Below are 21,094 nucleotides of genomic sequence, written 5' to 3' on the forward strand. Positions count from 1 at the left end.
TATCAAGAGACTTGCGGAATAACCGGTTCTAAGTTTATGTCCAAATTGAATATAGAGAAGGTGTTGGATGTCCATCACTGGAATGACACGCTGTTCAGCTTCAAGACCACCCGGGATTCGGGCTTTCGCTTTGAGAATGGACATTTTACGATGATCGGTCTGCAGCAGGACAATGGCCGTCCGCTGCTGCGCGCCTATTCCATTGCCAGTGCCAACTACGAGGATGAGCTGGAATTCTTCAGCATCAAGGTACCCGATGGCCCTTTGACCTCGCAGTTACAGAAGATCAAGCCGGGTGATGAGATCTATGTTAGCCGCAAGCCCACCGGCACTCTGGTTGCGGATCATCTGTTGCCGGGTAAGCGCCTGTGGCTGCTCTCTACTGGCACCGGGCTGGCGCCTTTCATGAGCATTATCAAAGACCCTACCGTCTACGAGCGCTTTGACCAAGTGATTCTGACTCATGGTGTCCGCTATGTGTCCGAGCTCGCTTATCAGGCGCATATCGAGCACGAACTGCCCGAGCACGAGTACTTCGGCGAAATGGTCAGTGAACAGTTGCTCTACTACCCGACAGTGACCCGTGAGGCCTACCGCAATACGGGCCGTCTGACCGACCTGATGCTGTCGGGGAAACTCTTTGCCGATTTGGGTGTGCCCAAGCCCAATGTCGAGGAAGACCGCTTTATGCTGTGCGGCAGCCCGGCCATGCTGAAAGACCTCACGAATATCCTCGATGACTGGGGGTTCAAGGAAACCCGCGCGGGTGTGCCTCACGAGTATGTGATCGAGCGCGCTTTCGTAGAAAAGTAAGTGTGAACCGATAGCTAAACTGCGATCTGTAAAAAACCACCTTTTCGGTGGTTTTTTTATGGGGGAAAAGTACTGGCCGGAAACTATCCTGATCTTGGGGGAGAGGTCGCTGTATCCCGGTTAATTTCGGGCTGTACAATGGGTAGCTTTCCAATTGGAATTACCCCAAGGGAGACGACGCCAGTGAAGCTGCTTTCCATGTGTTTGCTGTTATTTCCACTTATGTTGCTAAGCGCCTGCACCCGAGTACCGGAAGGGGTTGAGCCGGTGCAGAATTTTCAGCTGCAGCGCTACTTAGGTCATTGGTATGAGATCGCCCGTTTGGACCACTCCTTTGAACGGGGCCTCACCCTGGTGACGGCGGATTATAGCCTCAACCCCGATGGCTCTGTGGCGGTCGTCAATACCGGTTATTCGAAAGGGCGCGATGCCTGGCAAATGGCGGAGGGGAGGGCAAAATTTGTCGGGGCTGAGGATGTGGCGCACTTAAAAGTCTCTTTCCTCGGGCCTTTTTATTCATCCTATATCGTCATCGCATTGTCGGATGACTATAAATATTCGATGGTATCTGGCTACGATAAATCCTACCTGTGGATATTGTCCCGCACGCCTACGATGCCCAAGCCAGTTTTGGATGAATTTCTACAAAAAGCCAAGGCGATGGGATTCCCTGTAGACCAGCTGATCTTCCCCGCACAGGAAGCCCAGCCGGGGAATAAACCTTCAGTGCAACCCTCAACGTAATAAGGTGCGCTCCCGCCACCAGCTTAAGCACACCAGTAACAGCAGAATTAGGGCGGGCCATTGGCGCCCGATTGGTAACTTGCTTGATTGGGCATTATCGATAGGCCCCAGACGTGCGGTGGTCATCTGTAGGGTTTCAGCAGCGCTTAGAGACTGTTGCCAGAGGGCCCAGTCTTCTTTGGCGAAGATATAAAAATCCAATGCGGGCTCTCTCGCATTTTTCGTTTTTAGCTGGTGCCAGCCAGTACGGCGCGGCCAGAAACTGTAGCACGGGCCTTGGGCGTTGGTACCTGCAGAGACGCCGGTTATGGGCTGAGTCCTATTCCGAGTATCCAACAGATTTGGGCTGCTGTCGGAAAACAGTGGGCTGCATAAGGTGATACGCTCCTGCGTGCGCGGTAATTTACTGGAAAGGGTAATGGCCTGCTGTGTTCCCAGGTGCTTGAGTTGGTAATCGATAATAGATTTCCAGAGGCTTGCGAATTCTGTGGCGAAACCACCGGTTAGCCAGCGGTGGCTGTCGTTAAACAGGATAAATCCAAGGTGCTGCTCTTCGCTCGAGCGCCCCCAGAAAAGAGGGGCTTCTCGGTCGCCCAGTAAGAAATCGTCGCGGCTCAGCGATGCTACTTTTAAGCTGGGAGTTCGCAAGGAGGGAATGGCTGGGTTGCCGGTTTTTTGATAGCTAAAGCTGGCCGAGCTTTTTACATCCGGTTCGGTATTTCCCACTCTTTGCAGTGGCATGGATTGGGTGGCAGTGTATTGGATATAGTCTTCAGAGAGATCGCTGCTCACCAGCCACAAGAGAGATTTTTTTGAGGCCAAAGAATGGAGTTGACGCTTCTGCTGGGGAGAAAGTTGTGGCCACAAATCGCTATCGAGAATCACTAAATCGAAGGGGCTCACCTCGGCAAGTAGATCTTCGGGCTCGGTAACTGGCAGTCCGTTGAGCGTCTCCTTTCTTATAATTTCAGGTGCCAACTGGGTCATCACCTGTGCCGCTACGCCGGACTGGCGCAACCAGCGGGATAGGGCAGCTGTTTCGAAAGAGGGGCGTGCAAGCCACACTAACACCTTGGGTTGGCGCGGTTCCTGCACCAGGGTTGGCAGTGGTTCGGAACGATTGCCACTGAGAGTGCTTTCAATCCGCACGCGGTAGAGCTGGGGGCCAGCACGTTTCGGGGTGACACTGAGTTGTGCCTGCACTCTCTCCCCCGCTTTCAGCTCAAGGCTTTCCTCGATATCGCCGAAGGGATTTAACAGGCTGAGCCGGAAGTTTTCCGCTAATGGTTGATCGCTGTGAATCTGTAATCGCAGAGGATCACCCAGGGTAATTGCTTGCGGCCAGTCGAATTCCCAGCCCGCATTGGGAACCTGGTTATCCGACAGTTCCAGGCGCATCGGAGACAGGTCTCGCAAGGCATCGCGGCTGAGTGGGATTCCATCGAGGGAGATATTTTCCACCCCGGTAAGAGTTACAGGTAGTGCGCTCGCCAACTCTTTGCTATCGAGAGAGATATGGCGCTCGGCTGGAACGATTGCCGGCGATTGCCAGAGTATCCAGGCACTGAGCCAGATGGTCAGCTGCAGACCGTAGTCGAGCGCTTTGGCGTGGCGGCGTCGCCACATTAGAAAAATGGAAGCGGCACAGGCCAATAAGCACAGGCCGGGTATCACTAATTCCATCACTACAGGCTCTCTCCTTGCCCGCGCAGCCAACGGCTGAAATGATTATTTTCTTCAATTTGCAAAGGCAGTGAAGGCGTGGCTACGGGTGTGGGCAGCAGCTGATAGAGCAGCCGATTGAGGGATTGTTCACAGTCGCTACACTCAGGATGTTGGGCTTGCTCTTGCTGGTAGAGACGCAGTTGTTTTGAAAGCTCTAATCCGAGATCTGCTGCCTGTGTTGTGGCGAGCTTGTTTATCTGTCTCACCTGATTGGTGTCGAGCTTGGCACCAGTGTGTACCTGCTCCATCAGCGCGAGCACCTGTGCTCTTTGCGCCTGCTCAAATTCAATACTCACGGTTTCCGGGGCCACGGCTTCCCGTTCACCACTGAGGCGGCGGCCCTCGTCTAAAGGCGGTGCCTCGAAGCCAACTCTCTGCAAGTAAATACGCGAGGCCTGCTGCACTTCCTTGATAAAGCGTAGGGCCCGGTGTTGGTGGGGTAGGGAGGCCTGGGGTTCGATCACCGACAGGTCGCGCCAGGAACGCCACATGGCATTCAGCGCATTGCGCAGCAGCTCCTTGGTTTGCGGGTCGAACAGGGTGGCATGCTCCGAGCTGTCGTGCAGGTGCCCAGCGGAAGCGGCTATGCGTGCTGCCTGCTCGAAGTGGGAATCGCGCTGAGCAAAGGGGGTGGCAATTTCCTCGCTGTGTGCCTCGTGCTTATTCTGCTCTGAATGGTGGCGAGTATCGCTGTGTTCAGCTGCAGAGTGTTGCTCGTCCTCACCCTCAAGGTGTTCTGCTTCGGAGTCCTCCTCACCGAGGAAGCGTCCGTAGCGCATGCGCAGCAGGTTCTGCTCATAGGCGAGGCCTTCGGAGCGCTTGCGAAATTCCCCTGGCTCCAATTGCTCGCGTTCGACCAGCAGGGCTTGGGTATCAATAATCAGCTGGCGCTGGCTGCGGAAATACTCCGGCAATACTTTGATGGCCATACCCTCGCTGTCACTCAGGCCGAAAATTTCTTCCTGCGGCCAGCGCAGAATAAAGTGTTGGCTCTTGGCTGTATTGGCGTTGGGCTCACGGTTATCCCTGGCCTCCAGGTACCAGTAGAGTTCATCACCGGCCTCCATGGAAAAACGGTCGATGGGCAGGATGAAATCGTAGTGAACTTCTTTGCCGTCTGTTGTGGGCGGAGTGGTTGAGGGGTCTGTTGTTAAGGTGGATGAGGGCAAGCTGGCGAGCGCAATGCGCTCCTCGCGAAAGCGCAAATTCTCCCCGGTGCCGCTGGCGAGAGTTACCAGTAAGTCTGCCGAGCTTACCTGGTAATCATCATTAATCGTCACTTTCACTGGAATACTTTTGCTACTCTCAGAAATCGTATCTATACGCAGGCTCGGTGCGGTAAAGGCAAACTCCGGAGCCCTGTCTTTTTGCACACGGATATTGTGAATTTCCGGCAAGAGCTCGAGGGTATCCGCGACTTGTACGGAGAGCTGGTAAAAATCTGCCTTATCGAGAGTGCGCTGTAACTGCCATTTTTTGCTGGGGATATTCCCCTCCGGGCTAAAGGCAAAGTTGTGCGTTTCGGCCAGCATTGTCAGGCCGTCTACCGGCCTATTAAATTCAATAGACCAGTGAACCTGGGCTTGCTCTGGGGCATCGACTTGTAGGGTCTGTTGGTAGCCGGCAAGGCCGGTGTAGGCGGGGGGTTGAATATGGCTTTCTGCTCGCGTTATGGCGAGCTTCTCCGTTGCGGCAATAACGGGGTTTTGTCGAGAGCTGTTAATGTTGCCCTCAGTGAAAAAAGTATCGCTGAGGACCAACAGTAAAAGACCCAGGCAGGCACCAAAGGCGTGTGCCAGGGAACTGCGCAGACGGGGTGGACCGAAGCGCGTTTTATCTCGGTGTTGCAGTAATTGTCGCAGCTCTTTATCGATACGCGCCCGCTGTAGTTTTTGTACAGGGCTGAGCTCGGATTCTCGTTGCCTGAGCAGCTGGCTGCTGTCTTGCAGCCGTGGATATTGCCGATCCAGCTGCCGACACAGGCTGTCCCCGCAGGGGCGCCAGCGGCGATCCAGCAGCAGCGCCAGCACAATAATCCCAAGCCAGGCAGGTAACAGCCACTGTGGCCAATCGAGTACGAAAATGCCCAATCCGGCCAGCAGGCTGAGACCTGTGCCCAGCCAGAGGTAAGGCCGCAGGGCAGTCAGTTGCCAGCGCCTGCGCATGGCGTTGATGGTTTGCTGGCCCCTATCCATGGTGCACCTCCCCAGTTCTGCTGCGTGGAGATCGCGACAGGGCAATCAGGCGCTCAAGGGTCAGCAGTACCAGCAGAGCGGTGATCAGCCAGGGTTGCAACGGTTGGCGTCGGCGGTTTTCCACAGCACTGTCTGCCACAGGGAAACCCATAGCACTTGTGCCGGACCACAGCCCGCGGTTGCGGTGTTGCAGTGGCCAGTCCTGCGTCGACCACTGTTGCCATAAGTCTTTAGGCAGATTTGCACCGCGATAAAATGCTGCGCTGTGCCAATCGCTTTCGTAGCGAAGCCAGCTTCCCCTCTCTAGGGGAGCCGCCTGCACAGAGGGGCTTTTATCTACCCTAGCGAAGCTCAGGTGATCAGGGGGCTGAATACTATGGTCGGTGATCAACAAGCCACCGTCGGCAACAAAATCCACCACTGCCTGGGGCAGGGGCGCGGGGCCTGCGTAAATCAGCCAGTCTGCTTGCTGAGTATTTAGCGCTTCTTCCTGCTCAACAATGTGTACGGATAACCCCGGCATGGTGTTGCGCCAGTCTTCCAATACCGGTGTCCACCAACTGGGCGCACTGCCCATGACTGCGATACTCGGTAATACCGGGTTCTGTGCAGTGACGGGCTTTTTGAGGCTGTGCCACTGCCAGTGGGGACTGGTGCGGAGTGCGCTGTGGGATGTGGGGAATGTATTATTTATCAACAGGATATGGGCCCGACGTAAATCAGCGCGACCAGACAATAATGACAGAGTTTTCCACAGGTCGACATTTTGTGGTGGCGGTGAGGTTACAAAATGTGTTTCTGGGGATAACCACAGGATGTTGGCATCGGCACTAGCAAGTTGTGGCAGGGCGTTGTGGATAAATGCATTCGCCGCTTTTGCCTCAATCCGGGGGTCTACCAGTATCACTGCCTTCTGGGGATAAATATCCCGCTCTATCAGTGGCTGAGCCAGTAAAAATGCCAGTAACGCGACAATGAGCAGGCGCAATAACAGCAACCATTTGTTATCCACAATCGGCCGGCGCGCGCGACTCTGTGAATATCTTTGTACCCACTGCAGCGCAGCAAAGGAAATTTTCTGTGGATTACTTCGGCGCAGCAAATGAATGGCAATGGGAAGCGCCAGGGCGGCAAAAAGCCACAACCACTGTGGAGATTGAAAAACACTATTTATCCACAACATCTCAGCACAACCTGCCGTGCAGCTGAATAAATTGGCTCAATGACTTTTCCACAGGCTGCTCGATAAGATCGCTCTGCAGTAAACATTCCTGTACGGCGAAGCGCGCTTTGAGCTCGGCCTGCGCTCGGGCAAAAGCATCCAGGTACGATTGGCGCTGTCGCTCGGCGTCCACCTCCAAAGCTGCTGGGGTACTGGAGTTGGTTTCCGGGTTGAGTAACTTCAGCTCACCCTCAAAGGGGAAAGTCTGTTCCGCTTCGATCAACAATTGCAGCGGCAGGCAGGGGCGGCCGGCGGCGTGCAGTCGTGCGGCGAAATGGCTGATCTCATTGTCCTGTTCAAAAAAATCACTCAGCAAAACCACCTGGCAGGGGCGCTCGAAGTACTGCCATAGCGGAGCCAGTTGGGATTGATCCGGCCAGTGGTTAGAGGCAGTCAGCTGCTGCAATTGCAGGGCGATCTGGCGCTGGTGACTCTCGCCCTGGCCTTCGGGTACATAAACCGTCTGTCGATTGTTTAGGGCCAACAGGGAAAAGCTGTCCCCTTGGGCGTTGAGCAGCCAGCACAGACTGGCAATCCAGCATTTGGCGTAATGCAGTTTATTCAGGCTGGGTTCTATAAAGCTCGCCTGCCTCAGCGAGGCGCTGGTATCGAGTACAAAGCAGACGTGCATGCGGCTCTCCTGCTCTGTCTCGCGCACATAGTAGCGATCGCTGCGGGCAAACAATTTCCAGTCGATATGGCGAATAGAGTCACCGGCCTGGTAGCCCCGGTACTGGTGAAATTCCAATCCGGTACCGCGGCGCTGGCTGTGTTGTACGCCGAGCATCACGCCCTCGGCAACATGCCGCGACAGCCACACGAGATCGCGGCAGCTGGCGAGGATTTTGGGGGACAGGTATTCCACGTTGATCAGTCCCGGCCCGGTTCCGGCACTGTCGCCAATAATTCATCGATCAGCTGTGGCATCTGCACACCATCGGCCTGGGCCTGAAAGCTCAGCAGAACCCGGTGGCGCAGTACCGGTAGTAACAGGCTGCGGATATCCTCACGGGTTATTGCGAGGCGCCGCTGTAACAGCGCGCGGGCCTTGGCGGCGAGGATCAGTGCCTGGCCCGCGCGGGGGCCGGCGCCCCACTTGATCCATTGGTGCAGGGTTTGCTGAAGGGCATCGCTGCCATTGGTTTCAATACGGGTCGCGCGCACCAGTGCTGCTGCGTAACGGTAGAGGTCGTCGCTCACATGAATTTCTCGCACCAGCTTTTGCATCTCGCACAGTTGCTCGGCATCCAGGCTGGGGCTGGGTTTGATCCTGGCGACGCCGGTGGTCGTGCGCAGGATTTCCACTTCATCCTGTTCATCGGGATAGTCGATATGAATATTCAGCAGGAAGCGGTCCAGCTGTGCCTCCGGCAGTGGGTAGGTCCCGGCCTGCTCGATGGGGTTCTGTGTGGCCAGTACGAAATAGGGATCGGGCAAGGCCAGGGTTTTGCCACTCACGGTGACCGAGCCCTCCTGCATGGATTCCAGCAGAGCGGCCTGGGTTTTTGGGGGGGTGCGGTTAATTTCATCGGCGAGCAGGATATTGGTAAATATCGGGCCGCGCTGGAATTTAAAAAAGCGCTTGCCGGAGCTGTGGTCCTCTTCGAGGATCTCACTGCCGAGAATATCGCCCGGCATTAAATCCGGGGTGAACTGCACCCGCTTGAAATCCAGTGCACTGGCATCGGCGAGGGTTTTTACCAGCAGGGTTTTACCGAGCCCCGGCACCCCTTCGAGTAGGGCGTGTCCCCCGGCCAACAGGCAGATGAGCATCTGCTCCACCACGGGTTTCTGGCCGACAATCACCCGCGCAATTTCCTGTTGCAGATTGTCGAGGTTGTGCAATTGTTGTTCGATACTATTTTCCAAGGTAGTCAGCATAATCAGCTCGTCAGTGCGTAAATAACAATGTTCACCGCAAATTTTGTATTGTCGATGGCGAGCCAGCGCTTGTTGCGGTAGTCGTAGTCCCACTCGCAACCGAAATCCTTGTTGCTGTAGAGCACGGCGATGCGGCCGTTAACAACAATGGCTTTCAGGTAGTCGTGTACCAGATCGTCCCCCCAGCCATTTAATTCAAAACTGGTTACCGGCAATTCATCAAATTGGAAAAAACAGCGGTAGAGATCGTGATCGTCCGTGAGTTTTTGCAGGCAGTCTTCGCCAAACAACTTGGCCATTTGTGCTTCGAAGGATTTGGCAAAGAGGCCGTCGATATCGTGGTTGCAGTCGTCGACAAATACAAAGCCGCCGCGATTGACGTAGTCGCGAAAATTCTTTGCCTCTTCCGTGGTGAACTGCACCAGCTTGTGCCCGGCCAGGTAGCAGAAAGGCGCCAGCAGCATTTTTTTATCGGCCAGCGGCACTATGTGCTCTTTAGGATCAACCCTCAGATTGGTGTACTCCACCAGTGAATTGAGCAGGTTGGAGGGCATGCGCTGATCTACATCCCAATCACCGGATTCGTACATTAAGCGGGTGAAATAAAAATCGTAGTGCTCCTGCGGACTAGCCGGTGCGGTATTTTGTGCGCGTGTACCCAGCGGCAGCGCTGCGGCGCAGCCACCCAGGATCAGGCGCTGGAGAAAAGCCTTACGGGTGAGGGACACGGGATAACTCGGTTACTGCGTTGGTTTATTGTTGAGTGCAAAGGAAAGAAGGTGCTCCGTTCGAGACACGCTGTAAATACATCCCTGTACGCTCGTAATCGGCATCCATGCCTCATACGGTCTCGAACGGAGCACCTTCTTTCCTTCTACCCATTTATTTCAATGCTGGGAGCTGATTGGTTTGCTGGCCAGCTCCCGCCTGGATCAATGGCTAGCCCAGCTTACGCTTGGTGTTAATCACATTGATACCGTCGAAGCGTGCAGTGGAACTACCGTGGGATACCGCACTGGTTTGCATCGGCTGTCCCTTACCGTCAAAGAAGGAACCACCCAGGCGGTAATCATCTTTGTCGCAGACTTGCGAACAGGCATTCCAGAATTCCTGGGTGTTGGACTGGTAGGCGACATCCTCCACCATGCCGGTAATCTTGCCGTCTTCAATCTCGTAGAACAGCTGTCCACCAAACTGGAAGTTGTAGCGCTGCTGATCGATGGAGAAGGAACCGGCACCCACAATATAAATGCCTTTTTCCACATCCTTGATCATATCGTCGACGCTCAGCTCTTCCTTGCCGGGTAACAGCGAAACGTTGGACATGCGCTGGAATTGCACACTGGACCAACTGTCGGCGTAGCAGCAGCCGTGGGATTTCTTTTGCCCCAGCATATGTACCTGATCGCGAGTGGCCTGGTAGTTCACCAGCACACCGTCTTTTACCAGATCCCAGTTGCCGGTCTTCACGCCTTCATCGTCGTAGCCGACGGCACCGAGTGAACCGGGCTGTACCTTATCGGCAAACAGGTTGACCTTGTCGCTGCCGTATTGGAATTTACCACTGCGCCATTTATCGATAGTGGCGAAAGAGGTACCGGCAAAATTGGCCTCGTAGCCGAGCACCCGGTCCAGTTCCAGCGGGTGGCCGACGGATTCATGGATGGTGAGCCAAAGGTGGCTTGGGTCCAGCACCAGGTCGTACTTGCCCGGTTTGACCGATTTGGCCGTGAGCTTTTCCTGGGCCTGCTGCGCCGCCAGGCGCGCATCTTCGGCCATATCGTAGGAATCGCGGTAGAGCACTGTCTGCGCTTGAATTTTGTCTTCGGCGCGGCCATCCAGGTATTCAAAGCCACGTCCGACCGGTTGGCTGAGGCCCTGCCGGGTGCGGAAGCCGCCGGTTTTCTTGTCCACTGCGGTTACTGTGAAGGGCGCCCACAAACGGTGAACATCCTGGTCGATATAGGAGCCGTCGGTAGAGGCAAAATACTTTTGCTCGTTCACCAGGTACAACATGGAGTTGATATAGCTGGCGCCGGCATCCAGGGCGGACTTGTTCACATCCATCAACAGATCCACTTTGTCTGCCAGGGGGATCTGCATAGCGTTTTTTTGGATCGGCGTCTGCCAGCTGACCTCGCCGTGGCCTTTTACCGGGGCCAATTGCACCGGTTCCTGTTGGTACTTGGAGTTGGCCTTGGCGGTGGCGACTGCCTGGCGGGTGGCGCGGGCGACGCCATCGGGCGTCAGGTCGTTGGTGGCGGCAAAACCCCAGGTGCCATTGGCGATTACACGAATCCCCATACCGATGGATTCGGTATTCACCACATCCTGAACCTTCATCTCACGGGTGACCACGTATTGATTCAGGTAGCGGCCAATGCGCACATCGGCATAAGTGGCGCCGAGTTTAGTGGCCGTATTCAGGGCCACATCGGCAAATTCTTTTTTAACGGCGAGATCGATACCACTTTGGGTGAGTTTGCTCTCGGCCACCAGGTTGCCGGATAGCGGCAACATGGACACACCCAGGCCGGCACCGCTGAGCTGGAGAAATTTTCTTCTGTCCATTTCATCATCCTCAATAGGGCGGCTGTTACACGGCGTCGGAAAGGCTGCTGAAGGTAAAGTCGCGGACTTTCAGTGCGGGGATCATGGCGGACATGCCCCACATACCGACACGCTGGGGGATGCCCATATCCTCGATATTGTTGAGCATGATCACCGGGCTTTCGTTGAAGCGGAAGTTCTTCACGGGGTATTTGATTTTGCCGTTTTCGATATAGAAGGTGCCATCGCGGGTGAGACCAGTGAGCAGCATGGACTGTGGGTCGACCATACGGATATACCAGGTGCGACTTACCAGGATGCCGCGGCGGGTGTTCTTAATCAGTTCCTCGGTAGATTTGTCGCCGCCAACCATAATCAGGTTGTTGGGTTCTGGCACTACCTCACCTTTACTTTGTTCCGCCCAATAGCGGTTGCGCGCCAGGTTTTTCACGACACCGTCTTTGATCCAGTCGGTGCGTTCCAGCCGCATAAAGTCATTGTCGGCCCAGGGCTGTGCGGGCACATTGAGATCGGCGGGGTCGGAGTAGAAGTGTACGCGCTTGTCGAACATCTTCTCGCCAATGCGGTTGCCACCGCCTTTTTTACTCATAAAGCTGCGGCCTTCATCGGCGTTGCGCGCGTCGAAACCACTCATCATATAACCCACCAGGCCAGAGACCGCATTGGGTTCCAGGATGACGGTGTACTTGCCTGGCTCCAGGGCGCGGGCTTCCTGGGACAGTACGGCCTTGTCGATCGCTACGGAGGAAGTACTGCCGGTATTCATCGTGCCGAAGTCGGTGACATCGCTTTCGGCCCAGCCGGAACCCAGGCCATCTTCTGTACGCATGGTGACGGTGAAGTTGGCGGACGTGGAGGCGTGGTAGCCGAACAGCCCTTTGCTGGTGGCGACGGCGGCAAAGGCGCGCTCATCTTCGAGGTAGCCGGCGGCCACCACTTTCTTTTCTTTTGCTGCAATGATGGAATCGGCTGCGGCCTTGGCGCGCTGGTCCGGAGTGATATCGGCCGTAGACTTGGCATAGCCATCCACACTCACATACTTCTGAGCACCCAGCGTAGGCATGGCTTCCGGATTTTCGGGGGAGAGCTTGGCCAGTTCCTCTGCACGGCGCATCACTTTTTCCAGGGACGCATCGCTGAATTCGTTGATGGTGGCCACGCCGGATTTCTTGCCATAACGGGCTTCGACGGCCAACTCGATATCGTTGACGATACCGCTGGTGGAAACGCTGTTGCGCGCGTAGCGAATATTGCCGGTTTCGCTGCCGGCTAGCTGCGCGCTGGCTTCATTGGCGCGGCTGAATTTTAATACCTTGTCGAGAATACGCTTCGCTTCACTTCTACTTAGAATTGCCATAATTTTTTCTCCAATTACTTATTCTTGTGCGCAGCCGCTCAGGAAATTTTACGCTTGGTATTGATTACGTTGATTTTGTCGAAACGGGTGGTGGAACAACCGTGGGATACCGCACTCACCTGGCTGGGCTGACCCTTGCCGTCAAAAAAGGTACCCCCCAAGCGGTAGTCACTGCTGTCGCAAATGGCGGAGCAGGCGTTCCAGAATTCCTGGGTGTTGGACTGGTAGGCGACGTCCTCAACCTGGCCGACAATTTCGCCATTTTTGATCTCGAAAAACAACTGCCCACCGAACTGGAAGTTGTAGCGCTGTTGGTCGATGGAGTAGGAGCCGCGCCCGACGATATAAATCCCCTTCTCCACATCGCGGATCATATCTTTGGCCGAGTATTTTTCCTCGCCCGGTGCCAGGGAGACATTGGGCATGCGCTGGAATTGCACACTGGACCAGCTATCCCCATAGCTGCAGCCGTGGGATTCTTTTTGGTCGATCATATGTACCTGGTCGCGGGTGGCTTGGTAGTTCACCAGCACGCCGTCTTTTACAAGATCCCAGCGCTTGGTTTTTACCCCCTCATCATCGTAGGCGACAGCGCCGAGGGAGCCCGGCTGTACTTTGTCGGCGAATAGAGTGACCTTGTCACTACCGTATTGGAATTTGCCACTGCGCCATTTATCCAAGGTGGCGAAAGAAGTGCCGGCGTAGTTGGCTTCATACCCGAGGACGCGATCCAGCTCCAGTGGGTGGCCAACAGACTCATGGATGGTCAGGCACAGATGCGAGGGCTCCAGTACCAGGTCGTACTTGCCCGGATCGATCGACTTGGCGGATAACTTGGCCTTGGCCTGCTCGGCGGCCAACATCGCATCCTCGGCCATATCGTAGGAGGCTTTGTAGAGCGTGGTCTGACCGCGGATTTTGTCTTTCTTGTGCCCGGCCAGGTATTCATAACCTCTACCCACCGGATCACTCAGGCCATTGCGGGTTTTAAAGACGCCGCTTTTCTTGTCTACGGCCGTTACCTGCATCGGTGCCCACAGGCGGTGGATATCTTGATCGATATAGGAACCATCGCTGGAAGCAAAGTACTTCTGCTCATTCACCAGGTACAGGGATGATTGGATATAGCTGGCACCGGCCTTGAGCGCACCGTTGTTCACATCCATCAGAAAATCGACTTTTTCGCTGATCGGCACTTGCAGGGCATTTTTCTGAATCGGAGTCTGCCAGGAGACCTCGCCAATACCTTTCACCGGCGCCAGGTGCACGGGCTCGGTCTGGTATTTGGCGTTGGCCTTGGCTACGGCGACGGCCTGGCGCGCGGCGCGGGCAACGCCATCAGCAGTCAGGTCATTTGTCGCGGCGAATCCCCAGGTGCCATTGGCAATGACGCGGATACCGGCGCCGAGGGATTCGGTATTGACGATATTCTCAACGTTGGTTTCGCGAGTCATCACGTATTGGTTGAGATAGCGGCCGATACGCACATCGGTATAGCTGGCACCGGCCTTGCGCGCCGTATTTAGAACCACGTCCGCCAAGTGCCGCTTGTGAGAACTGTGCATGCCCTCGTTGAGCAACTGTTCTGCACTGACTTGCACGCCTTGTAGTGGCAGTAAAAGACCACTGGAGCCGACGCCGGCGATCTTGAGGAATTTTCTTCTTTCCATTGGCTACCTTTGTTCCGCCAGTGCGTAAGAATGCGCTGGGGGGTCTGTTTATTGTTATCGTGCCGGCTATTGTCGAGTACTTGTCCGGCGCATGGGTTCACAGAATCAGGCAACACAAGTAACAGGAGCCTTGTGCACTTGTAAAGTCCGCGCTCGGTAAAGTGAGGTCTAGTGAGGGCAAATGGATAAGCTGGCGCAGGCAGAGCAACGGGGCTCAACGGTAGGAGGGGCCCTATTCAGGGAGCTGCGCGCTCGCGTACCTGTGGGAAAGGGGGCTCTATGCGTAACTTACCACTGCGGTACATGGGGCTGGGTGAGTTAGGACGGGTACGGAGATCTCTCAGGCAAATGGTCTGTAAGGGGCCATCTCCTGTGCGCACCAGAGCTTGACCGCCGGGCCTGGATTTTTAGAGCCGGTACTTGGATATTGGTGCGCTGTCTATCCGGCTATCAGGGATTTTCATGGCACAGGCCTTTTGGGCAAATCGAATTAGATCGCGATTTACTATTGGAAGCGTTTTCTTCCATACCGAAGGTAATATTCTTTTGTTGTAAGGATTTTGGGCGTGGTAAATCTGAAGATGCCATCGCCTTGAATTATGCGGATTTCGGTAGTACACACTATTCCTTTTGATGGGTGGAAAACGAAAAATGGTCATCCTTCTTAATTCACCGCCGCAGATATTTCACAAGGCAATCCTCAGACCATCGCTATCGCTCAGCAGGGGAAATATCGGGTCTTCTTCTAAAAATTTATCCAGTCTATTTTTTAAGATGGTACTTGCCTGGTGCAGCCCCAGGCGATGATGGTGTTGTACTCAGCTGTGGGTACGGCGTATCCGAGTATTTCGGTACGGTGAAATCACCAGAAAAATTAATTGCTGTAAGGGCATGTAATGTAAAAATAATTTCTGTTTTATAGGGTGGAGATTACAAAAAAATCCTTATTTATAGAGAGAAAAGCTGCCGAGTGTATAACTTTCAATATCAGCTGGTTCTTGCGTACTAATCAGTCGTAGGGATTTTTATTGACCCGATGTATGGCGGTGTGTACTTTTGTATACATGGCAAGCAAGGGATCAATATGCTCAATAAGTCACAATCTATATCGGCGCGATTATCAGCTGATGATTACACCTATTTGATGTCAATCGACCGCAATGGCGCGATCACCCAAAGTGAAAAAGTGCGCGAAGTGATTGCCCTGGCTCGGGAATCATTGAGTGGAAAAAATCTGGCGAGCAGCTACCTATTTGCGGCGGAGGCAATGTTGCCAATAAAGGCGCGCTATGTGGAAGAAAACCAGCGCAGCATATTGGTGGAAGCGGTGATGGAGATCCTGGCCGAGAGTGCTGCCGTTCTACATAGCAATACGGATAGCGAGCCACTGGCTCCAGTATTGGAAAAGGCATTCTTGCCCGCGGTAGAGGCTTTCCTTGAAAAAATATCACTACTAGTGCAGCAAGAAAACCCCAGAAGCATTCATGAGGAGTCAGTACTAAAAATCCGAGAGCGTCTTAACAAAAGCAGGGTCTCCGAGTGAAACAGCTCACTGATTTGATCCATTTCCATAATAGGTGTCGATAAAAACGCAGCTTTTTCCAGGGATAAATGGCGTTTGGAGCAGCCATTGAAAGGCAGTTTTTGAATGGGTCTCAGTAAATAGAAAATACAGAAGCAGGGGAAAATTATGGGAGAAGGATTAATTAAACGTATATCGCGATTGATTTCCGCATCGGCAAGTGCCCTGGTAGATACGGTTGAAAGCAGCACACCGCATCCGGTCATGGAGCAGGCTATTTGCGAGATTGATAAGGCTATAGCCGATGTGCGCGAGCAGCTGGGTAAGGTGGAAGCCGCTAAATATCTCAACAGCAAAGCACTTAATGATGAGAACAAGCGCCACAGTGCTCTCGCCGAGCAGATTGATATAGCCATTAAAGAGAGTCGTGATGATTTGGCTGAGGTCGCCATTGCCAAGCAGATGGATATTGAGGTGCAGTTGCCGGTGTTGGAAAAAGCCATTGCCGATAACGATACAGAGATGCAGGAATTAAATACCTATATCAGCGCGCTACAGGGTAAGAAACGCGAGATGCGCGAGCAGCTCAAGGAGTTTATCAAGGCCAACGAACATGTGGCCAATGGCGTAAGTGAGGCAGGGCGCGGAACCAGCCGCAAAACAGAAAACCAGGTGGAGCAGGCGACCGATGCTTTCAATCGGATACTGGATCGCGCCGGGGTATACACATCAAAATCTGGTATAGACGCCAGAAAATTGGCCGAGCTTGAAGAGCTGGCGCGCGGCAATCGTATTAAAGAACGTTTAGCCAAGATTAAATCGGGGTCCTGATGGTATTCCTGTTACAAGATCAAAATCTGATTTTTACCGGTGCTCTGGTATTGATGCTGATGATTGCCCTTCTTGAGGGGGTGATGACATTGATAGGCATCGGTATTTCAGATCTGCTCGACAATTTGCTGCCGGATTTTGATATGGATGTGCCCGACAGCGGATTGTCTGGGGGGCTGACCAAACTGTTGGGTTGGCTCCGTTTTGGTGAGGTACCAGCTTTGATCCTGCTGGTGGCCTTCCTCGTCAGCTTTGGGGTCAGTGGCCTGCTAATACAAATGCTGGTCGAGTCCACTTTTAATCTGCTGTTACCGGGTGGGCTATTAGCGCTGGGGGTGTTTTTTCTGGCGTTACCACAGGTGCGCTTTGTCGGTAATGTGCTGCGGCGTTTTGCCGTTGGCGATGAAAGCCAAGCCGTTGGACGTGATTCATTTATAGGTCGCGTGGCGGTTATTACTATTGGCAGGGCCGAGTCGGGTTCCCCTGCAGAGGCTCGTTTTCGCGATGAATATGGCACTACCCACTATGTGATGGTAGAGCCGGATGAAACTGAAATTTTTAACCAGGGGGAAAAGGTGTTATTGGTCGAAGAGCTTGGCGTTCATTTTCGAGTAACGCGGCCGAGCAGCCAACACCTCATAGAGAACAATTAAATGGAGAACTTAACAGTGATAGGAAACCTTCCCGTCGTAGTATTTATTGCCGGTGCCGTGCTGGTTGGCCTGATTGTGATCGGTAGTATCTTCGCGCGTCTGTATACCCGCGCCTCCAAAGAGCGCTCTTTTGTGCGCACCGGTATGGGGGGGCAAAAAGTGATTATGAATGGCGGCGCTCTGGTGTTGCCCGTATTACACGAAATTATTCCGGTGAATATGAATACCCTGCGCCTTGCGGTATCACGCAAAGAGCACCAGGCGCTGATCACCAAGGACCGTATGCGTGTCGATGTGCTTGCCGAATTTTATCTCCGGGTCAAACCGGATACCGATGCCATTGCCAATGCGGCGCAGACCCTGGGCCTGCGCACCCTGGACCCAGAAGCCCTAAAGGAAATGATCGAGGGTAAATTTGTCGATGCCCTACGCTCGGTGGCGGCAGAAATGGAACTGGCCGAACTGCATGAGCAGCGCAGTCAATTTGTGCAGAAAGTGCAACAGGTGGTCTCCGAAGATCTATTAAAAAATGGATTGGAGCTGGAAGCGGTATCTCTTACAGGTCTGGATCAGACGCATAAAGAGTTTTTTAACCAAGATAACGTATTCGATGCTGAAGGCCTCGCCAGTATGACCCGCTCTATTGAAGCGCGTCGTAAGGAAGTGAACGATGTCGAACAGGAAACCATGGTGCAGATCGAGAAGAAAAATCTCGAAGCAGAGCGCCAGAAATTAGAAATCGATAAGGAAAAACGGTACGCATACCTGGAGCAACAACGCGAACTGGAAAATCGTGAGGCTGCTCAAAAAGCGGATATTGCCCGTGAACTGGCTGAACAGGATCGTGCAGCGCGCAAAGCCGAAATTGAAGCCCAGCGTGAAGTCAGCCAATCGCAGATTGCCGCTGAACAGGCCACCAAGCTGTTAGAGATTGAAAAGGAACGTCGCCTGCAAGAACAGGAAATCGAACGCGCGCGTATTTTGGAAGAGCAGCGTATCTCCAAACAAAAATCTGTGGAGATCGCCGAGCAGGAGCGGGCCATTGCGGTTGCAGAAAAGTCCAAGGAGCAGTCCCTGGCGGATCAGCAGGCCAATGTGGCACTGGCTGGATCAGTAAAAGCCGAGGAACAGGTGCGCACTGCCAAAGATGTGGAAGTGGCTGAGCGGGATAAACTCATTGAAATTATCGAAGCACAGAAGGTTGCCGAACGTCAGGCCACGGGTATCAAGGTGATGGCGGAAGCGGAAAAAATGGCTGCGGAAGACAAAGCGGAAGCTTTACGTCTGCAAGCTACCGCCGAGGCCGAAGCGATTCGCATCAAAGTTGAAGCGGACCGCGAGAAGTACGCGGTAGATGCCGAGGGCCAACGCCTGATGAATGAGGCTTACAACAGCCTCAACGAAGCACAGATTGCATTGAAGAAAGTACTCAGCTTGCATGAGAATCTGCCTAATATTATCCGTGAGAGCGTCAAGCCCATGGAGAGTATCGAGGGCATGAAGATTATCTCTGTCGAGGGATTAAACGGTGTCGATGGCAGAGCCAGTACCGGCATCCTAGATGGTGATGCCGAAGGCAAAGGGCAAAGTTTACCTGAAGCCCTGGTGGGCAGTGCCCTCAAGCATCGCGCTATGGCACCTCTGGTAGATTCCTTGCTGAAAGAGGCGGGTGTTGGCAATCTGAGTCATCCAGCGAAAGTGGATTCTTAATCATTTTTTAATTTTTCTGGCGGCAACTGAGTTGCTGCCTATTCTAATGAGGTATGTATTACTGGGTAAATTTCAGGAAAAGGAATTCCTATGAAAAATCTCTTGGCCCTTATCTTTTTGACTTTAATTTCCATATCAGTTTGGGCAGACAATACCGGCGTGATAAATGATGCCAAAAACTGGCTACAGGTAATCGATAGAGAAAAGTATCTTGAAAGTTGGGATAACAGTGGACCGCTTTTCCAGCAGTACCTAACTCGTGATAGTTGGTCGGAGAAACTGGCCAGTGTGCGAAAACCATTAGGGAGTTTATTGCTGCGGGAAATGCAGAGTGTTACCGAGACAAATAGCCTGCCTGGGGCCCCCGATGGAAATTATAGTGTTGTGGTCTTTGATAGTCAGTTTGAACATATGAAAAAAGCGAGTGAAACACTGACTCTGCAGAAGGTTGGAGGCAACTGGATGGCCATAGGATATTACATCCGTTAACAGAAAAATTTATTAAAAATATTCCAATATGGTCACTGTTAACCCGGTTTCATTCTAGTGATTCCGGGTTTTTTATGCGTATGAAAGAATAAATTCTGGTGATATGCTCACTGAGGTTGTTTTTTAACAGCCGCCTAAAAAAGTAAATAAAAATAACTAGGTTAGGAATATGAATATCAAAAATTTTTTATTAGCAGGCTCTCTGATAACTGTCTCATCCTTAGCCGTGCCGGCATTTTCTGCTGATCTTGTTTGTCAGCTCAATGTCAAATCTGGGGGGCATGTAAGGGGGAATGGCACTTCCATTTGTACTGGAATAGATTTTAGTTTCGGAAATTCCACCTCGGGTCAATGGAGCATCACAAATATCACCAAGTCCATTGATCGAATTAATTGGGTGAAAGGCTGTAACTCGGGATTATCATGCGGTGTGACGGTTAGAGCTTATGCATTAAATGAAGCTCAAGCATATATTCATTATGTGGATGGCAGTATCGAATATGTGCAGGCAGAAATGCGGTATGAAACTGGACATTAAGTTTAGTGTTTGGCGTCGGTGATCCATCGGCGCCAAATGAATCGATTTCTGTTTAAGAAAATACGTATAAATGATTCGTATTTATACGAGCACTACAGCTGCTAGTTATAAGCTTTTTATTACCAGCCCCCACCAGTATCCAGATTCTTTATTGAATTACAGACCCAATCGTCAAGTATGATGGCAAATAGTCCCATCATCGGCTTTTATTAAAGCCATGGAATACAAGGATTACTACAAGATTCTCAGTCTGGAGCGCAATGCTGATCAGGCGGAGATAAAGCGTGCCTATCGTAAGTTGGCGCGTAAATATCATCCAGATGTCAGCAGTGAGAAGGATGCGGAGGAGCGCTTCAAAGAAGTTAACGAAGCTTACGAGGTGCTCAAAGATCCTGAGAAGCGCGCGGCTTATGATCAGTTGGGTGGTGGTTTCCAGTCCGGTCAGGACTTCCAGCCACCGCCGAATTGGGATCAGGGTTTTGAATTCCACGGCGGCGGTTATACCGAGGCCGATAGTGAGGCATTCAGCGACTTCTTTGAAAGTCTTTTTGGTCGTGGTGGCTTCAGTCAAAATTATGGCCGCAGGCAGCGGCGCCAGTATAGCGCGCAAGGTGAAAATACTTATGCGCGTATCGCCATAGACTTGGAAGACAGTTATCGCGGTGGTGCCCGCCAGATCACTCTTAAGCATTCGGTATTGGGCCCTGATGGGCGCCCGCAAATGCAAGAGCGTACCCTCAACGTAAAAATTCCCAAGGGAATTACCGAAGGTCAGCAAATTCGCCTTGCCGGGCAGGGTGAACCGGGCATCGGTGGTGGCAAGCCCGGTGATCTTTATTTAGAAATTAGCTTTAACCCCCATTCTTTGTACCGCACAGAAGCTAAGACGGTCTACTTGGAGTTGCCTTTGGCGCCCTGGGAAATTGCCTTGGGTGCCAAGGTACAGGTGCCCACACCGGACGGCCCGGTTAAGTTGACGATTCCGGCCAACAGTGACAATGGTAAGAGGCTACGTCTGAAAGGACGGGGGATTCCCGCCAAGCAGCCGGGGGATATGTATGTGGTGCTGCAGACGGTAACGCCACCGGCTAATACCGACGCTCAGCGCGATGCTTATCGGCAACTCAGCGAGGCATTCGAATTTAATGCGCGCAAGTGGATGGGGGGCTGAAA

At 53.1% G+C, this 21,094-nt stretch carries 18 protein-coding genes; 9 read left to right on the forward strand and 9 right to left on the reverse strand.

Going from position 1 to position 21,094, the window contains the following annotated elements; translation table 11 throughout:
* The first annotated feature begins 36 nt into the window (after nt 1-36).
* A complete protein-coding gene (locus ACCI51_RS02745; protein ID WP_299584878.1) occupies nt 37-813 on the forward strand; it encodes a ferredoxin--NADP reductase in 777 nt (258 codons plus the stop codon).
* Between the two features lie 183 nt (nt 814-996).
* Nucleotides 997-1,557, forward strand: coding sequence for a lipocalin family protein (locus ACCI51_RS02750; protein ID WP_299584877.1), 561 nt, complete (start codon nt 997-999; stop codon nt 1,555-1,557).
* On the opposite strand, the gene ACCI51_RS02755 is transcribed toward ACCI51_RS02750, so the two are convergent.
* The 9 genes from ACCI51_RS02755 to ACCI51_RS02795 form a co-directional block, all read right to left on the reverse strand.
* A complete protein-coding gene (locus ACCI51_RS02755) occupies nt 1,549-3,243 on the reverse strand; it encodes a hypothetical protein (RefSeq protein WP_371842506.1) in 1,695 nt (564 codons plus the stop codon). The genes ACCI51_RS02750 and ACCI51_RS02755 overlap by 9 nt on opposite strands.
* On the reverse strand, nt 3,243-5,477 hold the full coding sequence (locus tag ACCI51_RS02760) for a hypothetical protein (protein ID WP_371842507.1): 2,235 nt from the start codon (nt 5,475-5,477) through the stop codon (nt 3,243-3,245). The genes ACCI51_RS02755 and ACCI51_RS02760 overlap by 1 nt, the downstream gene beginning before the upstream one ends.
* Nucleotides 5,470-6,660: a BatA domain-containing protein gene (locus ACCI51_RS02765; RefSeq protein WP_371842508.1), complete on the reverse strand. Its 1,191-nt coding sequence runs from the start codon at nt 6,658-6,660 to the stop codon at nt 5,470-5,472. The genes ACCI51_RS02760 and ACCI51_RS02765 overlap by 8 nt, the downstream gene beginning before the upstream one ends.
* A gap of 1 nt (nt 6,661) precedes the next feature.
* Nucleotides 6,662-7,564, reverse strand: coding sequence for a DUF58 domain-containing protein (locus tag ACCI51_RS02770; RefSeq protein ID WP_299584873.1), 903 nt, complete (start codon nt 7,562-7,564; stop codon nt 6,662-6,664).
* A 5-nt stretch (nt 7,565-7,569) separates the two neighbouring features.
* Nucleotides 7,570-8,580 carry an AAA family ATPase gene (locus ACCI51_RS02775; protein ID WP_371842509.1) on the reverse strand — a complete coding sequence of 337 codons (1,011 nt, stop codon included), beginning with the start codon at nt 8,578-8,580 and terminating at the stop codon, nt 7,570-7,572.
* Nucleotides 8,581-8,582: 2 nt separating this feature from the next.
* Nucleotides 8,583-9,308, reverse strand: a complete 726-nt coding sequence (locus tag ACCI51_RS02780; RefSeq protein WP_371842511.1) for a DUF4159 domain-containing protein — start codon at nt 9,306-9,308, stop codon at nt 8,583-8,585.
* Between the two features lie 211 nt (nt 9,309-9,519).
* Nucleotides 9,520-11,151, reverse strand: a complete 1,632-nt coding sequence (locus ACCI51_RS02785; RefSeq protein ID WP_371842512.1) for a TldD/PmbA family protein — start codon at nt 11,149-11,151, stop codon at nt 9,520-9,522.
* Between the two features lie 25 nt (nt 11,152-11,176).
* On the reverse strand, nt 11,177-12,508 hold the full coding sequence (locus tag ACCI51_RS02790; protein WP_299584869.1) for a TldD/PmbA family protein: 1,332 nt from the start codon (nt 12,506-12,508) through the stop codon (nt 11,177-11,179).
* A 38-nt stretch (nt 12,509-12,546) separates the two neighbouring features.
* A complete protein-coding gene (locus tag ACCI51_RS02795) occupies nt 12,547-14,178 on the reverse strand; it encodes a TldD/PmbA family protein (RefSeq protein WP_371842513.1) in 1,632 nt (543 codons plus the stop codon).
* Between the two features lie 1,084 nt (nt 14,179-15,262).
* Between ACCI51_RS02795 and ACCI51_RS02800 the strand changes: the two genes are divergently transcribed.
* The 7 genes from ACCI51_RS02800 (at nt 15,263) to ACCI51_RS02830 (ending at nt 21,092) form a co-directional block, all read left to right on the forward strand.
* Entirely contained in the window at nt 15,263-15,721 is a 459-nt protein-coding gene (locus ACCI51_RS02800) for a hypothetical protein (RefSeq protein ID WP_299584867.1), read from the forward strand.
* A gap of 147 nt (nt 15,722-15,868) precedes the next feature.
* Nucleotides 15,869-16,531: a PspA/IM30 family protein gene (locus ACCI51_RS02805; protein ID WP_371842514.1), complete on the forward strand. Its 663-nt coding sequence runs from the start codon at nt 15,869-15,871 to the stop codon at nt 16,529-16,531.
* Nucleotides 16,531-17,184 carry a YqiJ family protein gene (locus ACCI51_RS02810; RefSeq protein ID WP_299584865.1) on the forward strand — a complete coding sequence of 218 codons (654 nt, stop codon included), beginning with the start codon at nt 16,531-16,533 and terminating at the stop codon, nt 17,182-17,184. Before ACCI51_RS02805 ends, ACCI51_RS02810 begins: the two co-directional genes overlap by 1 nt.
* Nucleotides 17,185-18,894, forward strand: a complete 1,710-nt coding sequence (locus ACCI51_RS02815; protein WP_371842515.1) for a flotillin family protein — start codon at nt 17,185-17,187, stop codon at nt 18,892-18,894.
* A gap of 90 nt (nt 18,895-18,984) precedes the next feature.
* Nucleotides 18,985-19,383 carry a DUF4019 domain-containing protein gene (locus tag ACCI51_RS02820; RefSeq protein ID WP_371842516.1) on the forward strand — a complete coding sequence of 133 codons (399 nt, stop codon included), beginning with the start codon at nt 18,985-18,987 and terminating at the stop codon, nt 19,381-19,383.
* 169 nt (nt 19,384-19,552) lie between these two features.
* On the forward strand, nt 19,553-19,921 hold the full coding sequence (locus tag ACCI51_RS02825; protein ID WP_371842517.1) for a hypothetical protein: 369 nt from the start codon (nt 19,553-19,555) through the stop codon (nt 19,919-19,921).
* Between the two features lie 217 nt (nt 19,922-20,138).
* Entirely contained in the window at nt 20,139-21,092 is a 954-nt protein-coding gene (locus ACCI51_RS02830; RefSeq protein ID WP_371842518.1) for a DnaJ C-terminal domain-containing protein, read from the forward strand.
* Nucleotides 21,093-21,094: the final 2 nt, after the last annotated feature.

This window comes from Microbulbifer echini (assembly GCF_041447225.1).
GTDB lineage: Bacteria > Pseudomonadota > Gammaproteobacteria > Pseudomonadales > Cellvibrionaceae > Microbulbifer > Microbulbifer echini.

Bases quoted from the DNA above. Each gene is read 5' to 3' on its own strand.
- ACCI51_RS02745 (WP_299584878.1), top strand. From the start codon at position 37: ATGTCCAAATTGAATATAGAGAAGGTGTTGGATGTCCATCACTGGAAT.
- ACCI51_RS02760 (WP_371842507.1), bottom strand. From the start codon at position 5,477: ATGGATAGGGGCCAGCAAACCATCAACGCCATGCGCAGGCGCTGGCAA.
- ACCI51_RS02765 (WP_371842508.1), bottom strand. From the start codon at position 6,660: ATGTTGTGGATAAATAGTGTTTTTCAATCTCCACAGTGGTTGTGGCTT.
- ACCI51_RS02775 (WP_371842509.1), bottom strand. From the start codon at position 8,580: ATGCTGACTACCTTGGAAAATAGTATCGAACAACAATTGCACAACCTC.
- ACCI51_RS02785 (WP_371842512.1), bottom strand. From the start codon at position 11,151: ATGGACAGAAGAAAATTTCTCCAGCTCAGCGGTGCCGGCCTGGGTGTG.
- ACCI51_RS02790 (WP_299584869.1), bottom strand. From the start codon at position 12,508: ATGGCAATTCTAAGTAGAAGTGAAGCGAAGCGTATTCTCGACAAGGTA.
- ACCI51_RS02795 (WP_371842513.1), bottom strand. From the start codon at position 14,178: ATGGAAAGAAGAAAATTCCTCAAGATCGCCGGCGTCGGCTCCAGTGGT.
- ACCI51_RS02800 (WP_299584867.1), top strand. From the start codon at position 15,263: ATGCTCAATAAGTCACAATCTATATCGGCGCGATTATCAGCTGATGAT.
- ACCI51_RS02805 (WP_371842514.1), top strand. From the start codon at position 15,869: ATGGGAGAAGGATTAATTAAACGTATATCGCGATTGATTTCCGCATCG.
- ACCI51_RS02810 (WP_299584865.1), top strand. From the start codon at position 16,531: ATGGTATTCCTGTTACAAGATCAAAATCTGATTTTTACCGGTGCTCTG.
- ACCI51_RS02815 (WP_371842515.1), top strand. From the start codon at position 17,185: ATGGAGAACTTAACAGTGATAGGAAACCTTCCCGTCGTAGTATTTATT.
- ACCI51_RS02820 (WP_371842516.1), top strand. From the start codon at position 18,985: ATGAAAAATCTCTTGGCCCTTATCTTTTTGACTTTAATTTCCATATCA.
- ACCI51_RS02825 (WP_371842517.1), top strand. From the start codon at position 19,553: ATGAATATCAAAAATTTTTTATTAGCAGGCTCTCTGATAACTGTCTCA.
- ACCI51_RS02830 (WP_371842518.1), top strand. From the start codon at position 20,139: ATGGAATACAAGGATTACTACAAGATTCTCAGTCTGGAGCGCAATGCT.